Origin of the sequence: Pseudoduganella rivuli, assembly GCF_009674485.1 — a bacterium.
Classification (GTDB): Bacteria; Pseudomonadota; Gammaproteobacteria; order Burkholderiales; family Burkholderiaceae_D; genus Rugamonas; species Rugamonas rivuli_B.
This window is the reverse complement of sequence record NZ_WKJJ01000002.1, coordinates 291,974-306,890: the sequence shown is the minus strand read 5'-3', so window position 1 is coordinate 306,890 and position 14,917 is coordinate 291,974. Positions and strand designations below refer to the sequence as shown.

The 14,917-nt window shown below is 63.4% G+C and carries 13 protein-coding genes; 4 read left to right on the top strand and 9 right to left on the bottom strand.

Translation table 11 applies throughout. From position 1 onward, the window contains the following. Nucleotides 1–33: 33 nt before the first annotated feature. The 9 genes from bioB to GJ700_RS04055 form a co-directional block, all read right to left on the bottom strand. Complete coding sequence (bioB, locus tag GJ700_RS04095; RefSeq protein ID WP_154371564.1) at nucleotides 34–1,092, bottom strand: biotin synthase BioB; 1,059 nt, start codon at nucleotides 1,090–1,092, stop codon at nucleotides 34–36. Between the two features lie 16 nt (nucleotides 1,093–1,108). After that, nucleotides 1,109–1,987, bottom strand: coding sequence for a dethiobiotin synthase (gene bioD / locus GJ700_RS04090; protein ID WP_154371370.1), 879 nt, complete (start codon nucleotides 1,985–1,987; stop codon nucleotides 1,109–1,111). Next, nucleotides 1,984–3,171 (bottom strand): 8-amino-7-oxononanoate synthase, encoded by a 1,188-nt coding sequence (gene bioF / locus GJ700_RS04085; RefSeq protein WP_154371369.1) that lies wholly within the window; start codon nucleotides 3,169–3,171, stop codon nucleotides 1,984–1,986. Before bioF ends, bioD begins: the two co-directional genes overlap by 4 nt. 2 nt (nucleotides 3,172–3,173) lie before the next feature. Continuing rightward, nucleotides 3,174–4,532: an adenosylmethionine--8-amino-7-oxononanoate transaminase gene (bioA, locus tag GJ700_RS04080; protein WP_195763774.1), complete on the bottom strand. Its 1,359-nt coding sequence runs from the start codon at nucleotides 4,530–4,532 to the stop codon at nucleotides 3,174–3,176. Nucleotides 4,533–4,572: 40 nt separating this feature from the next. Beyond that, nucleotides 4,573–5,355 carry an enoyl-CoA hydratase/isomerase family protein gene (locus GJ700_RS04075; protein ID WP_154371368.1) on the bottom strand — a complete coding sequence of 261 codons (783 nt, stop codon included), beginning with the start codon at nucleotides 5,353–5,355 and terminating at the stop codon, nucleotides 4,573–4,575. Between the two features lie 14 nt (nucleotides 5,356–5,369). Continuing rightward, entirely contained in the window at nucleotides 5,370–6,977 is a 1,608-nt protein-coding gene (locus tag GJ700_RS04070; RefSeq protein WP_154371367.1) for a carboxyl transferase domain-containing protein, read from the bottom strand. Nucleotides 6,978–7,031: 54 nt separating this feature from the next. Continuing rightward, nucleotides 7,032–7,490, bottom strand: coding sequence for a YchJ family protein (locus GJ700_RS04065; RefSeq protein ID WP_371867815.1), 459 nt, complete (start codon nucleotides 7,488–7,490; stop codon nucleotides 7,032–7,034). A 51-nt stretch (nucleotides 7,491–7,541) separates the two neighbouring features. Next, nucleotides 7,542–8,606 carry a Fic family protein gene (locus GJ700_RS04060; RefSeq protein ID WP_229506790.1) on the bottom strand — a complete coding sequence of 355 codons (1,065 nt, stop codon included), beginning with the start codon at nucleotides 8,604–8,606 and terminating at the stop codon, nucleotides 7,542–7,544. Nucleotides 8,607–8,790: 184 nt separating this feature from the next. Next, a complete protein-coding gene (locus tag GJ700_RS04055) occupies nucleotides 8,791–10,062 on the bottom strand; it encodes a D-amino acid dehydrogenase (protein ID WP_154371365.1) in 1,272 nt (423 codons plus the stop codon). A gap of 112 nt (nucleotides 10,063–10,174) precedes the next feature. Between GJ700_RS04055 and GJ700_RS04050 the strand changes: the two genes are divergently transcribed. The 4 genes from GJ700_RS04050 (at nucleotide 10,175) to GJ700_RS04035 (ending at nucleotide 14,866) form a co-directional block, all read left to right on the top strand. Then, complete coding sequence (locus GJ700_RS04050; RefSeq protein WP_154371364.1) at nucleotides 10,175–10,918, top strand: GntR family transcriptional regulator; 744 nt, start codon at nucleotides 10,175–10,177, stop codon at nucleotides 10,916–10,918. Nucleotides 10,919–10,946: 28 nt separating this feature from the next. Further along, nucleotides 10,947–11,840, top strand: coding sequence for an N-acetylmuramic acid 6-phosphate etherase (murQ, locus tag GJ700_RS04045; protein WP_154371363.1), 894 nt, complete (start codon nucleotides 10,947–10,949; stop codon nucleotides 11,838–11,840). A gap of 20 nt (nucleotides 11,841–11,860) precedes the next feature. Beyond that, nucleotides 11,861–13,129: an MFS transporter gene (locus GJ700_RS04040; RefSeq protein ID WP_154371362.1), complete on the top strand. Its 1,269-nt coding sequence runs from the start codon at nucleotides 11,861–11,863 to the stop codon at nucleotides 13,127–13,129. A gap of 63 nt (nucleotides 13,130–13,192) precedes the next feature. After that, complete coding sequence (locus GJ700_RS04035; RefSeq protein WP_154371361.1) at nucleotides 13,193–14,866, top strand: glycoside hydrolase family 10-like protein; 1,674 nt, start codon at nucleotides 13,193–13,195, stop codon at nucleotides 14,864–14,866. Nucleotides 14,867–14,917: the final 51 nt, after the last annotated feature.

The window sequence follows — 14,917 nt, the reverse complement described above, 5'->3', positions numbered from 1 at the left end:
AAAGCCGCCCTACGACGGGCGAGGGCCGTCGCTTTAGCAGCCGCAACGTTCCTTCTGCACCGATTCCAGCGTATTGGCGCGGGTCTTCAAACCCAGCTTGGCCAGCAGTGCGCGGTCGTCGTTGGCTTCGGGATTGTCGGTGGTCAGCAGCTTGTCGCCGTAGAAGATGGAATTGGCGCCGGCCATGAAGCACATCGCCTGGACGGCTTCGCCCAGTTCGCGGCGGCCGGCCGACAGGCGCACGCGCGCTTTCGGCATCGTGATACGGGCCACGGCGATGGTACGCACGAATTCCAGCGGGTCCAGCGGATCCAGGCCGTGCAGCGGCGTGCCTTCCACCTGCACCAGGTGGTTGACCGGCACCGATTCCGGGTAGGGGTTCAGGTTGGCCAGCTGCGCGATCAGGCCGGCGCGCTGGGCGCGGGTTTCACCCATGCCGACGATGCCGCCGCAGCACACTTTCAGGCCCGCGTTGCGCACGTGGCCCAGCGTATCCAGGCGGTCCTGGTATTCGCGGGTGGAAATCACGTTGTTGTAGAACTCGGGGGCCGTATCGAGGTTGTGGTTGTAATAATCCAGGCCGGCGGCCTTCAGGCGCTCGGCCTGTTCGGCTTCCAGCATGCCCAGCGTGGCGCAGGTTTCCAGGCCCATGGCCTTCACTTCGCGCACCATGTTTTCCACTTTATCCATGTCGCGCTCTTTCGGGCTGCGCCATGCGGCGCCCATGCAGAAGCGGGTGGCGCCATTGTCCTTGGCCTGGCGCGCGGCATCGAGCACGGTGTCGATGTCCAGGATTTTCTTGGCTTCCACGCCGGTGTCGTAGCGCGCCGCCTGCGGGCAGTAACCACAATCCTCTTCGCAACCGCCGGTCTTGATCGACAGCAGGGTCGCCAGTTCGACGTCGCCTTCCGGCCAGTACGCGCGGTGGGTTTCCTGTGCACGGAACATCAGGTCGTTGAACGGCAGTTCGTACAGCGCCATCACATCTTCCAGTGGCCAGGTGGCGGCTTCGGGCAGCTTGATCGCCTTGGCCGGACGGTGCAGCTCCACGGTCTGTGCGGTCTTCGGTTCTTGCAGGGTCGCTTGCGACATCATGTTTCCTTCACATTCATTGATTGTTGCGGCGGGTGGGCCAGTTCGGCAGGCCCGCCAGATTCAAATACTCGGCAGCGGCGGCGGCGGTGGGTTGCCCCAGGCGCGGGATGCGTCCCAGCAGCGGCGCACCGATGCGCTGCTTCAACGCCGCCACGTTTTCATCGGCGAACGCCATCTCCGCCTGCACTTCGTTGGCAATCCAGCCCACCAGTTTCAATCCGCGCGCGGCGATGGCTTCGGCTGTCAGCAGCGCGTGGCTGATGCAGCCCAGACGCAAGCCCACCACCAGGATCACTGGCAAGTCGAGCTGCTGCGCGAGGTCGGCGGTGTCGAAACTGTCGTTGAGCGGCACACAGAAGCCGCCCACGCCTTCCACCACCACGGCATCGGATGCAGCAGCGATTTCAAGGTACGCGGCCAGGATCGGCACCGGGTCGATGGTCACGCCTTCCAGCGCCGCCGCGATATGCGGCGCGGCCGGTTCCATCAGCATGTATGGCGTCGTCAGCGATTGCGGCATCGTCACGTTGCCGGCCGCGATCAGCATGTCGGCATCGTCGTTATGCAGCGCGCCATTGCGGATTTCCGCGCCGGCCGCCACCGGCTTCATGCCGCAGGCGCGCACGCCCTGCTGGACCAGCGCATGCAGGATGGCGCTGGACGCCAGCGTTTTGCCGATTTCCGTATCCGTCCCCGTCACAAAGCAAGAGAAACGGGGCGGCCAGCCTGCCAAGGCGGGTTGCGTTTGCGGCGCAGCTTGCGATGCCCCCGCGGGTTTGGGTTCATCCTGGACGACAGCGGCGCCCACCACGGTTTCGCCCACCACGATGACGGGCAAATCCGCTGTGGGCGCGAAGGTGGATGCGACGACATCCGGCTTGTCAGTGCTCATGATTGCTCCTCCAGCACATGGATAGCCGCGACCAGGCGGTCCACTTCGTCCATCGTATGGCCCGCCGCCAGGGTCACGCGCAGGCGCGACGTCCCCAGCGGCACGGTCGGCGGACGAATGCCGCCCACCCAGAAGCCTTGCGCGTACAGCGCGGCGGATACGCGCATGGTTTCAGCATTATCGCCGATCACGATGGGTTGTACCGCCGTATCGGACGGCATCAGTTGCCAACGTTTCAACTTCAAGCTGGCTTTCAGGTGTGCAATCAGCGCCTGCACATGGGCGCGGCGCTGGCGCCCCTCTTCGCTTTCGATGATATCGACGCTGGCCAGCAGCGCATGCGCCAGCGCGGGCGGCGCCGCCGTGGTGAAGATGTAGGGACGGGCGCGCTGGATCAGCGTTTCAATCACGACTTCGTGCGCGGCCACGAATGCGCCGCCGACTCCGGCGGCCTTGCCCAGCGTTCCCACGTACACCAGGTACGGCGAGCGCAAATTGAAGTGTTCCAGCGCGCCGCGGCCGTTGTCGCCCAGCGTGCCGAAACCGTGCGCGTCGTCGACCACCAGCCACGCGCCATGCCGTTCGCACAGCGCCAGCAACTCCGGCAGCGGGGCCAGGTCGCCATCCATGCTGAACACGCTGTCGGTGACGACGATCTTGTTGGCCGCCGTGCTTTGCTCCAGCAGCGCCGCCAGGCTGGCGACATCGGCATGGCCCACCACCTTGACCGTCGTGCGCGACAGGCGCGCGCCATCGATCAGCGAGGCGTGGTTCAGCGATTCGGAAAAGATTTCCGTGTCCTTGTCGCCCACGGCCAGCCCGGTCAGCACGGCCAGGTTGGCCATGTAGCCGGTGCAGAAGTACAAGGCCCTGGGCGCTTCCAGGTGCTGGCCGACAAAGCCGGCCAGGCGTTCTTCCAGTTGCGCGTGCGCGCGGCTGTGGCCGGAGATCAGGTGCGACGCGCCGCTGCCGGCGCCATACAGGTCCACACCCTCTTGCAGCGCGGCCATGACTTTCGGATGGCCCGCCAGGCTCAGGTAGTCATTGCTGGAAAAGCACAGCATGTCGCGGCCATCGACCGTCACGCGCGGGCCGGCCGGCGTTTCCACATGGCGGCGCTTGCGGATCAGGCTTTTTTCTTCCAGGCCCGCCAGTTGCAGTTGCAGTTTATTCAGTAAATCCATGCTCATGCCCCCGCGATGGTGGTTTCGAACACCGACAGGGTGCGCGCAGCGAGGCCGTCGATTTCCTCATCGTTGAGGATGTATGGCGGCATCAGGTAAATCGTGTTGCCGATCGGGCGCAGCAGCAATTCCTGGCGCGTGGCTTCCGTGAAGAAGCGGCGCGAGAATCCCGGGCCCGCATCGATGGCGTCGAAGGCCCAGATCATGCCGCGTTGGCGGGCATGGCTAATGCGTTCATGATTGACCAGCGGCTGCAGGGCGCGCGTCAATTTTTCAGCGCGGATCCTGTTCGTCTCCAGCACCTGGTCTTCTTCGAAGATATCCAGGGTCGCCAGCGCCGCGCGGCACGCCAGCGGATTGCCCGTGTACGAGTGCGAGTGCAGGAAACCGCGCGTGACGTCGGCGCTGTAAAACGCCTGGTAAATTTCTTCGCGCGACAGCACGATCGACAGCGGCAGGTAACCGCCGCTGATACCCTTCGACAGGCACAGGAAGTCCGGCCAGATGCCGGCCTGTTCGCATGCGAAGAACGTGCCGGTTCGGCCGCAGCCGACGGCGATTTCATCGAGGATCAGGTGCACGTCGTGCCGGTCGCACAGTTCGCGCACCAGCTTCAGGTACAGCGGATCGTGCATGGCCATGCCCGTCGCGCACTGCACCAGCGGTTCGATAATGATGGCGGCAATGCTGGCGCCGTTTTCTTCGAACAGTTTTTGCACGTCGGCCGCCGCGCGGCGCGCCACGTCCTCGGCGCTCTCGCCATCAACGGCCTGGCGCGCATCGGGCGACATCACGATGCGCGACGCCCGCAGCAGCGGGCCATAGGCATCCTTGAACAGCGCCACGTCGGTGACGGCCAGCGCACCGATGGTCTCGCCGTGGTAGCTGCCCTTCAGGCAGACGAATTCCTGCTTGTCCGTGCGGCCCATGTTGCGCCACGCATGGAAGCTCATCTTCAGCGCGATTTCCACGGCGGACGCGCCATCCGACGCGTAAAACGCGTGGCCAAGCTGGTGCTGCGTCAGCGCGGACAGACGTTCCGACAGGCGGATCACGGGTTCGTGCGTGAAGCCGGCCAGCATGGCGTGTTCCAGCATGTCCAGCTGCTCTTTCAGCGCGCCGTTGATGCGCTGGTTGGCATGGCCGAACAGGTTGACCCACCACGAACTGATCGCGTCCAGATAACGGTCGCCGTGGTGGTCGTACAGCCACGGGCCACGGCCGTGGCTGACCGCGATCAGCGGCACATGATCTGTACCCTGAGCATGGTGCTGCATCTGCGTGCACGGGTGCCAGACGCTGCGCAGGCTGCGGGCAACCCAGTCGCTGTCGGTTTCTACGCTCTGTTGATGTGCTTCCAAAACTGCTCCGTTTCCGTTACCGCCACGGGCTGCGTGCGGGCTATAGCCAATTCGGCTTGCGCTTCTCCAGGAAGGATTGCACGCCCTCGCGGCCCTGCAGTGACGAGCGGATGTTGGCGATGCGCAGCGCCGTGTCGGCCAGTAGCGCATCGTCGACGGGACGTCCCGCCACATCGCGCACCAGCGTTTTCGCTTCGCGCACCGCGTTCGGGCTGTTGCCCAGCAGGGCCTTGACGAGTTCCGCCGTCTTCGCGTCGATAGTCTCTGGGGTCGCCAGTTCGTGCACGAAGCCGATGCGGTGGGCCTCGGCCGCCCCAAACCGCTCTGCGGTCAGGAAATAGCGGCGCGACGCCTGTTCGCCCATGGCTTTGATGACATAAGGTGAAATGGTGGCCGGGATCAGTCCCAGCTTCACTTCGCTCAGGCAGAAGTTTGCCACGTCCGCGGCAATCACGATGTCGCATGCGGCCACCAGGCCCATGCCGCCCGCATAGCAATCGCCGTGTACTTTGGCGACCACCGGCTGCGGGCACTGGTAAATGGTGCGCAGCATTTCTGCCAGCAGCATCGCATCTGCATTGTTTTCGGCGTGCGTATAGCCCGCCATTTTTTTCATCCAGTTCAAGTCGCCGCCCGCGCAAAAGGCCGGGCCATTGGCCGCCAGCACGATTGCGCGCACGTCGTCTTCCTGCGCCAGCGCGTCGAACGCCAGCGTGATTTCACTGATGGTCTTGTCGTTGAACGCGTTGCGCACGTCCGGACGGTTCAACGTGACGGTGGCAAGCTTACCATCGATCGTCACCTGCAAGGTTTCATAAGTCATATACCCATTCCCCCTTACATGCGGAATACGCCGAACTTCGTGTCCGGGATTTCCTGGTTCAACGCGGCGGACAAGCCCAGGCCCAGCACCATGCGGGTGTCGGCCGGGTCGATGACGCCGTCATCCCACAGGCGCGCGGTGGCGTAATACGGGTGGCCCTGGTGCTCATACTGGTCCTTGATCGGCTGCTTGAACGCGGCTTCCTCTTCCGCCGACCACTGGCCGCCCTTGCCTTCGATGCCGTCGCGTTTCACGGTGGCCAGCACGGAAGCGGCCTGTTCGCCGCCCATCACGGAAATGCGGGCATTCGGCCACATCCACATGAAGCGCGGGGAATACGCACGTCCGCACATGCCATAGTTGCCGGCGCCGAAGCTGCCGCCGATCACCACGGTGAATTTCGGCACGGCGGCAGTCGCCACGGCCGTCACCATCTTCGCGCCGTTGCGGGCAATGCCTTCGTTCTCGTACTTGCGGCCCACCATGAAACCCGTGATGTTTTGCAGGAATACCAGCGGGATCTTGCGCTGCGCGCACAGTTCGATGAAGTGCGCGCCTTTCAGCGCGGACTCGGAGAACAGGATGCCGTTGTTGGCGACGATGCCGACCTTCATGCCATAGATATGGGCAAAGCCGCATACCAGGGTGGCGCCATAGCGGGCCTTGAATTCATCGAAGTCGCTGCCGTCGACGATGCGGGCGATGACTTCGCGGATATCGAACGGCTTGCGGGTATCGACCGGGATCACGCCATACAGTTCGCTGGTCGGGTATTTCGGTTCCACCGCTTCGCGCAGTGCGCCCTGCCGCGGCTTGCTGCGGTTCAGGTTCGACACGATGGTGCGGGCCAGCGACAGCGCGTGCAAGTCATTTTGCGCCAGGTGGTCGGCCACGCCGGACAGGCGCGTATGCACGTCGCCGCCGCCCAGGTCTTCCGCGCTCACCACTTCGCCGGTCGCCGCTTTCACCAGTGGCGGGCCGCCGAGGAAAATCGTGCCCTGTTCCTTGACGATGATGGATTCATCGCTCATGGCCGGCACGTAGGCGCCGCCGGCCGTGCACGAACCCATGACGACGGCAATTTGCGGGATGCCCTTGGCCGACATGTTGGCCTGATTGAAGAAGATGCGGCCGAAGTGGTCGCGGTCCGGGAACACGTCATCCTGGTTCGGCAGGTTGGCGCCGCCCGAGTCCACCAGGTAAATGCACGGCAGGTTGTTCTGGTCGGCGATTTCCTGGGCGCGCAGGTGCTTTTTCACCGTCATCGGGTAATACGTGCCGCCCTTGACGGTGGCGTCGTTGCATACGATCACGCACTCCTGGCCCGCCACGCGGCCGATGCCGGTGATGATGCCGGCCGCCGGCGCCGCATCGTCATACATGCCGAAGGCAGCCATCTGCGACAGTTCGAGGAACGGGGTGCCGGGATCGAGCAGCATTTGCACGCGGTCGCGCGGCAACAGCTTGCCGCGCGCCGTGTGCTTGGCGCACGCCGCTTCACCGCCGCCCTGGGCCAGTTTCGCGACCTTGGCGCGCAGGTCGTCGACCAGCGCCTGCATGGCGGCCGCATTGGACTTGAAATCGTCGCTGCGCGGATTGAGTTTGCTTTCGATATGCGGCATTCGGGTTCCTCTTCTCGACGCGGTGTCTCGGTCCGCGTCACAGTTGGTAACTGGTTATTCGGGAAAAGTACCGTCAACGTAAAACCAGCGCAGCCCCTCGGGTGAAGGTTCGCGCAAAAAGCGGCTGATTTCGTGCAAACGCTGGCCCTTGCCCTGGACACGGAACCTTGCAACAAACTCAACATAATCTTCGTTTTCTGCTTTACGTTGACGTAAACGTAAAGCAGATTTTACCTCAAGTCCCAGCCATTGCAATTTTTCATTTGGGCTGATCACGGGCTCCGTGGGACGGGTGCTGGCGTGCCACGTCGCCTGCAGGTAAGCCTCGTTTTTCTGCGTGTAGGCAGTGTAGCGCGAACGCATCAGTTGCTCCGCCGTTTGCGGCACCGCCGCCCCTTCTATATAAGGGCCGCAGCAGGTGGCAAGGGACGTTCCGCCGCAGGGGCAGGCAGGGGACTTGGATTTGGACATCGGGATACAAAAGACAGCGGAAATCCCGCCATTATCCGCCATATTGGGTATCCCGGCGCATGTTGCCCATACAGCAACATCCCCTGCCGCTGGTCAGGCGATTTCTTGATTGAGAATGTCTATGTATGCGGAGTACGCGTAGATCCGGTTGCGCTTCATGCCAGATAGCTCATGCACGATACCGAGTTGATTTTGCAGTGCATCCAGCGCCTTGCCTATCGTTGCCGCAGTCAGGCCGGTACTCGTGGCCAGTGAATTGATGTTGGCAATCGGGTACTTGAACATAGCGTCCAAGACCTGGGTTGCCGATCCGGCCAGACGGCCCAGCGCGACAAGGCGCGCTTTGTCTTCTGCCAGTTTGCCGGTGAGCTGCTTGGCCGTTGCGACAGCTTGGTTGGCTGTCGCCGCAATCGCATCAACAAAAAACAGCAACCAAGCTTCCCAATCTCCCACCATTCTTACCTGCTGCAATAATTCATAGTACGTTTGGCGATGCCGCTTGAAGAACACCGATAAGTAAAGCAACGGCTCCTTGAGCACTCCGGCTTCGACCAGTATCAAGGGGATTAACAAGCGTCCTAGCCTGCCATTGCCGTCCATGAACGGGTGAATAGTTTCAAATTGCACATGCGCTAACGCCGCTTTTATGACCGGTGACGTTCGAGTATCGGCATCGTTGATAAACCGTTCAAGTGCGCTGAAACAGTCGGCCAAAGCATGCGCCGGCGGCGGAACAAATACCGCTTCGTCCGCGCGATGCCCGCCTATCCAAACCTGGTTGCGCCGAAACTCCCCCGGGCCACGCTGGATACCCCGTCCCGACGTCATCAAAGCCGCATGTACCTCAGCCAGCAACCGATAGGTAATCGGATGACCTTCGCGGACGCGCTCGACACCTAAATTCAATGCTTTTACGTAACATGAGACTTCCTGGACATCATCCATTGGCACGCCTGGCTGCCCTTGCATCTCGTACAGCATCAGGTCGCTAAGCGACGACTGCGTGCCTTCGATCTGCGAAGACATAACGGCCTCTTTGCGGACATAGCTATACAGGAATAGCTTCGCATCCGGCAATAACGTACTGATTGCATCCAGCCGTCCGAGCGCAAGCAATGCATCGGTGATCCGTGCTTGCAGCTTGTCATCGAAGTTCAATGATGGCTGTGGCGGGAGCGGGTCAGGAACGAATGCACGGCAGGCTACGCCGCCGGCAATACTGGAAACGTACGATCCCGTGAGTCCTCTTTGCATTTTATAAAGTTAAATTAAGCGACGCTGCTATTTTAACTTAATGCTAAAATTAAAATAGCCATGCTCCATAATTTTAAGTTCATCCCGTCTAACGAGACAACGCCAGCCCTTCCAGTGCAACTGATTTCCCCTGCATCAGATCAGCCAGCAGCACTGCCGCGCCACACGCAAAGGTAAAACCCAGCGCGCCGTGGCCCACGTTCAGCCAAAGGTTCGGGTAACGGGTGGCGCCAACTATCGGCGCGCCATGCGGGGTGGCAGGACGCAAGCCCGCCCAACTTTCCGCGCGATCATAATCAGCGGCCCGGGGCAAGGTGGCGCAGGCCAAGCGCAGCAAAGAGGTGATGCGGCGCGGGTCGATCGCTGTGTTTTCGCCCACCAGGTCGGCCATGCCCGCCACACGCAAGTTGCCGCCTATGCGCGCATACAGTATTTTCCGTTCGAAGTCTGTCACGCTGACGGCAGGCGCGGCATCGCCAGGACGGATTGGCGCTGTCAGGCTATAGCCTTTCAGCGGGTAGACCGGCAAATAAATGCCAGCAGTTTTAGCCAGGTGGCGGCTCGATATGCCAGCCGCCAGCACATACCGGTCCGCGTGCAGGCTGCCGGAACTAGTCAGCAGCGCGCCAATCCTGCCCTGGCGGACCTGCAACTGCCGAACTTCCGCCCGCACGATTCCGTCAAAACGGGGATGCAACAACAAGCGCTGCGCCAGCGCCAGGCAAAACGCGTGGCAATCGGCCACCGCCTCGCCATCGTCAAAAATGCCACCCGCCAGCTGCGGCGACAGCCCGGAAAGTGCCGGTTCGCGCTGCACGATTTCCGCCGGGGATAGCACCTGGCGCGTATTATCGGGATCGGGAATCACGTCGGCGCGGCTCACCACCGCATCGAACAGCGAACGCGAACGGTACACCACCAGCTTGCCCGCGTTGCGCCACGCAAATTCCTGCAAAGGCACCGCCAGCGCCAGCTGCGCCATGGCATTGCGGCTGAGTTCCCCCAGTTGCAGCAGCGTGGCCGTCGTGCGCCGGTTGGCGCCGGCATTGCAACTGGCAAGAAAACGGGCCAGCCAGCGCCACTGGCGCGGGTCCGCTTCCAGCCGGAAACGCAGCGGACCGTCCGGCTGCCACAGCCATTGCAACGCTTTCCACGGCACGCCCGCATCGGCCAGCGGCGATACGTAGCGGTAACTTAATTGCCCGCCATTACGGTAACTGCACCCGCTGCCCACGCTTTCGGCCTGCTCGACCACCGTGACGCGGCAACCCGCTTCCAACAGCCACCAGGCGGACGCCAGCCCGACGACGCCGGCGCCGATGACAATCACGTGCTGGGCAGGATGCGTGAAATTGGCCATGCCGACAGCTTACCCACGAAATCCGCCATGTGCGGCACATAACATAGGTTCGAGCAAAAAATGGACGTGAAAGCTCCGCGCCGTTTACACTGGAGGCCTAGGAGAAACCCGTATGAGCCAGACCAGCGTTGAATTCCACGCAGATGTATCAGACAATTCGCCGCTGTACATGCAGATCGCGCGCAAGCTCAGTGACGACGTGCGCAATGGGCGTTACCAGGTCGACCAGGCCTTGCCGTCCGAGCGCACGCTGTCGGAACTGTTGAACGTGTCGCGCGTCACGGCGCGCAAGGCCATCGACCAACTGGTCGACCAGGGCCTGGTGGTGCGCCGCCGCGGCTCGGGCAATTACATCGCGCCCCGCATCGAACAGCCGTTGTCCAACCTCACCAGTTTTTCAGAGCAATTGCAGCAGCGCGGCTATACGCCGAAATCGCGCTGGCTGAAGCGCGCCATCGTCACCGCGTCGGCGGACGAACAAATGAGCCTGGCCTTGTCGCCCAGCAGCAAAGTGGCGCGGCTGGAGCGCCTGCGCATGGCGGACGATGTCGTGATGGCGTATGAAGTGTCCGTGCTGCCGCAACATATCGTGCCGAAACCGGAAGCCATCGGCGATTCGCTGTACGCCTACCTGGAATCGACCGGCAAGGCGCCGGCGCGCGCGCTGCAGCATATCCGCGCCATGAATGCGCCGGCCGAGCTGGCGCAGCAACTGGAAGTGCCGGAAGGGCAGGCGGTGCTGTTCATCACCCGGATCGCCTACCTGGAATCCGGCGAAGCCGTGGAACTGACCCATTCGTATTGCCGCAGCGACCATTACGATTTCGTGGCGGAAATGCGACGCGCTCCCGCGTAGACCCCAACCCAACTTCCAGGGCCGAGCGATGCTGAAAACTGAGACTCCCAGTGTTCGCCACGCACAACTGGACCAATACGCGGATGCGGACCTGGTCGGCGCCTTTGTCGACGACCAGCTGCAAGCCGTGCAAGCGGTGCGCCAGGCCGCGCCGCAAATTGCCGCCGCCATCGCCGCCGCCGTGCCGCGCCTGCAGGCGGGCGGGCGCCTGCTGTACGTGGGCGCCGGCACGTCGGGCCGTCTCGGCGTACTCGACAGCGTCGAACTGTATCCCACCTTTTCCTGGCCCCACGAGCGGGCCGTCGCGCTGCTGGCGGGCGGCGCGGGCGCCATGTTCCAGGCGGTGGAAGGGGCGGAAGACGATGCCGCGCAGGGAACGGCGGACTTGAACGCCGTGCATCCCACCGCCGATGACGTGGTGTTCCTGCTAGCCGCATCGGGCGGCACGCCGTATGTGCTGGGCGCGCTGGCCGCAGCGCGCGACGCGGGCGCGCTGACCATCGGCATTGCCAATAACCGCGATGCGCCCGTCGCCCTGCAGGCCGAGATCGGCATCACGCTGGACACGGGCGAGGAAGTCATTTCCGGCAGCACGCGGCTGAAAGCCGGCACGTCGCAGAAAATCGCGCTGAACACGATCTCGAGCGCGCTGATGGTGCGTTTGCATAAAGTGTACGGCAACCTGATGGTAGACTTGCAGGCCACCAACGCCAAGCTGGTGCAGCGCGCCGTGCGCCTGACCATGCACGCCACCGGCGTGGACGAGGCCACCGCCCGCGCCACGCTGGAGCAGTGCCGCCACCACGTCAAGGTCGCCATCGTCGCGCTGCTGAACGGGCAGACCACGGAACAGGCCGCCGCCGTGCTGGCCCAGACCGGCGGCAGCGTGCGGGCGGCGCTGAAATCCGACCGAACCACCTGATACGCACCTGAAAGTCCACATTGGAAGCAACCGAACAACGCAATCCCTGGCGCTGGATTCCCACGCTGTACTTTGGCCAGGGCATCCCCTACGTGGTGGTGATGACACTGGCCACGGTGATGTACAAAAATACCGGCTTTTCCAATACCGATATCGCGCTGTACACGGGCTGGCTGTACCTGCCGTGGGTGATCAAGCCCTTGTGGTCGCCGCTGGTGGAAATGTTCGGCACGCGGCGGCGCTGGGTCGTGGCGCTGCAATTCCTGCTGGGGACCTGCATGGCGATGGTGGCGCTGACCACGCATTTGCCGCTGTTCTTCCAGGCCAGCCTGGCCGTGCTGTGGCTGATGGCCTTCAGTTCCGCCACCCATGACATCGCGGCGGACGGCTTTTACATGCTGGCCCTGCGCAAGCAGCAGCAAGCCGCGTACGTCGGCGTGCGCAGCACGTTTTACCGGGCCGCGACGATTTTGGGGCAGGGCGCGCTGGTCAGCCTGTCCGGCGTGCTGATCGAACGCCATGGCGATGCGCAGACGGCATGGTCCATCGTGTTCTTCGTGCTGGGCGCGCTGTTTCTGACGCTGTTCGCGTGGCATGCGCTGGTATTGCCGCGCCCTGCGGCGGACCAGCCGCCGCCCGCCGGCAAGCAGTTATACCGTGAATTTTTCGACACCTTCGGGGCGTTCTTCCGCAAGGATGGCATCGTCGTCATCCTTGCGTTTTTGCTGCTGTTCCGCCTGGGCGAAGCGCAATTGCTGAAAATGGCCACGCCGTTCCTGCTCGATCCGCGCGACGTGGGCGGCCTGGGGCTGTCGAACAAGGATTATGGTTTTGCCTATGGCACGGTGGGCATCCTTGCGCTGACCCTGGGCGGCTTGCTGGGCGGCGTCACGATCGCCCGCTTTGGCCTGAAAAAATGCCTGTGGCCGATGGCGCTGGCCGTGCACGTGCCGGACCTGGTGTTTGTCTATTTGTCCACCATGATGCCCTCCAGCCTGACCACCATCACGGGCGCCATCGCGCTGGAACAATTCGGCTATGGCTTCGGCTTCGCGTCGTACCTGATGTTCATGATCATGGTGTCGGACGGCGCCCATAAAACCGCGCATTATGCGATTTGCACGGGTTTCATGGCGCTGGGAATGATGGCGCCGCAAATGGCCAGCGGCTGGATCCAGCAGCAACTGGGTTACCAGCACTTCTTCATCTATGCGTGCCTGGCCACCGTCCCCGCGTTTGCCGTGACGGCGCTGATCAAGGTCGACCCCGCGTTCGGGCGCGAAGGTTAGGCTCCTTGGCGCGGTATCGCCCGGCTTACAGCTACAATACCGGCGCAATCACTGAATCGAGGTATGGTTTTGAATCCGAAAAAGCGGCTGACCCTGACCGCCGGCGCTGCCGCCGCGCTGGCGGCGCTGATGAGCGCCTGTTCCACCACATCGCTGGCGCCGCCGCTGCCCAACGCCCAGCCACCGGGCCCGGGCGCCGCGCCTGGCGCCGCCGGTACGGCTGCGGGAACGGCGCCGGCCGCCGGCAGGGCGCCCGCCGTCAACGGCGTGCTGCCGCCACCCGCGCCGCGCGAATTCCGCGCCGCGTGGGTCTCGACCGTGGCCAATATCGACTGGCCAAGCCGCAGCAACCTGCCCGTGGCCAAACAGCAGGCGGAAGCCATCGCCATCCTGGACCGCGCGCGGGCGCTGAATTTGAATGCCATCGTGCTGCAAGTGCGTCCCAGCGCCGATGCGATTTACCCGTCCGAGCTGGAACCGTGGAGCGAATTCCTGACGGGGCAGCAGGGCAAGGCGCCGTCGCCCGCCTATGACCCGCTGCAATTCTGGATCGACCAGGCGCACGCGCGGGGCCTGGAATTGCACGCGTGGTTCAACCCGTACCGCGCGCGCCATGCGACCGCGAAATCGCCGCCCGCGCGCAGCCATATTTCCGTGACCCGGCCGCACACGGTGAAAACCTATGGCCGCTACCAGTGGATGGACCCGGGCGAGCAGGATGCGTCGAAGCACACGCTGGACGTGGTGCTGGACGTGGTGCGCCGCTATGACATCGATGGTGTGCACATCGACGATTATTTCTATCCCTACCCGATCGAAGCGCCCAGCGCCACCGGCGCGGAATCGGCCGCGCTCGACGTGCCCGCCAGCGGCGGCATGAAACCGGAACTGGAATTCCCGGACCAGCCGGCGTGGCAACGCTACCTGCAGGGTGGCGGCAAGCTGGACCGCCCTTCGTGGCGGCGGCAAAACGTCAACCAGTTGATCGAAGCGCTGTACACGGGCATCCACCGCGAAAAGGCGTGGGTGCGCTTCGGCATCAGCCCGTTCGGCATCGGCCGCCCGGACCGCCGCCCGCCCGGCATCGTGGGCTTCAGCCAGTACGACAAGCTGTACGCCGATGCGGAACTGTGGCTGAAAAACGGCTGGCTCGATTACCTGGCGCCGCAGCTGTACTGGCCCATCTCCCAGCAGCCGCAAGCCTTCGACGTGCTGCTCGATTACTGGCTGCGTGAAAACACACGGGGCCGCCACGTGTGGCCGGGCCTGTACACGAGCAAGATCGACAACACGCCGAAATCGTTCGACGCGGAAGAAATCGTCAAGCAGATCGGGGTGACCCGCAGCCGCCAGGGGGTGAATGGGCACGTGCACTTCAGCATTGCCGCGCTGATGCAAAACCGCAAAGGCGTGGCGGACCAGTTGCGCGCGGCCAGCTACACCAGCGCCGCGCTGGTGCCGCCCACGCCGTGGCTGGGTGCGGAAGCGCCGGCGGCGCCGCGCGTCTCGGCCAGGCGCGGGACGGGGGGGCTGGATTTGAGCCTGTCCGCCGGCAAGAGCACGACGCAATTCGCGATCTGGGCCAAATACGGCAACGAATGGCGCTTCATCACGGCGCCGTCGAACCTGACGGAAGTGACCTTGGCCGACGACGGCGCGTTGCAACCGGGCGTCGCCGTGGTCAGCGCCGTGGACCGCCTGGGCAACGAAAGCGAGCGCATCACCGCGCAACTGTAACTAATCGACATTTCGGGGCCTGGCCCCTTTTCTGACAGAATTTAAGTGCCA

What these genes read in the sequence shown, in the direction of transcription:
- bioB (WP_154371564.1), bottom strand. Translation starts at nt 1,092, where the DNA reads ATGTCGCAAGCGACCCTGCAAGAACCGAAGACCGCACAGACCGTGGAG.
- bioD (WP_154371370.1), bottom strand. Translation starts at nt 1,987, where the DNA reads ATGAGCACTGACAAGCCGGATGTCGTCGCATCCACCTTCGCGCCCACA.
- bioF (WP_154371369.1), bottom strand. Translation starts at nt 3,171, where the DNA reads ATGGATTTACTGAATAAACTGCAACTGCAACTGGCGGGCCTGGAAGAA.
- GJ700_RS04075 (WP_154371368.1), bottom strand. Translation starts at nt 5,355, where the DNA reads ATGACTTATGAAACCTTGCAGGTGACGATCGATGGTAAGCTTGCCACC.
- GJ700_RS04070 (WP_154371367.1), bottom strand. Translation starts at nt 6,977, where the DNA reads ATGCCGCATATCGAAAGCAAACTCAATCCGCGCAGCGACGATTTCAAG.
- GJ700_RS04065 (WP_371867815.1), bottom strand. Translation starts at nt 7,490, where the DNA reads ATGGCGGATAATGGCGGGATTTCCGCTGTCTTTTGTATCCCGATGTCC.
- GJ700_RS04055 (WP_154371365.1), bottom strand. Translation starts at nt 10,062, where the DNA reads ATGGCCAATTTCACGCATCCTGCCCAGCACGTGATTGTCATCGGCGCC.
- GJ700_RS04050 (WP_154371364.1), top strand. Translation starts at nt 10,175, where the DNA reads ATGAGCCAGACCAGCGTTGAATTCCACGCAGATGTATCAGACAATTCG.
- murQ (WP_154371363.1), top strand. Translation starts at nt 10,947, where the DNA reads ATGCTGAAAACTGAGACTCCCAGTGTTCGCCACGCACAACTGGACCAA.
- GJ700_RS04035 (WP_154371361.1), top strand. Translation starts at nt 13,193, where the DNA reads ATGGTTTTGAATCCGAAAAAGCGGCTGACCCTGACCGCCGGCGCTGCC.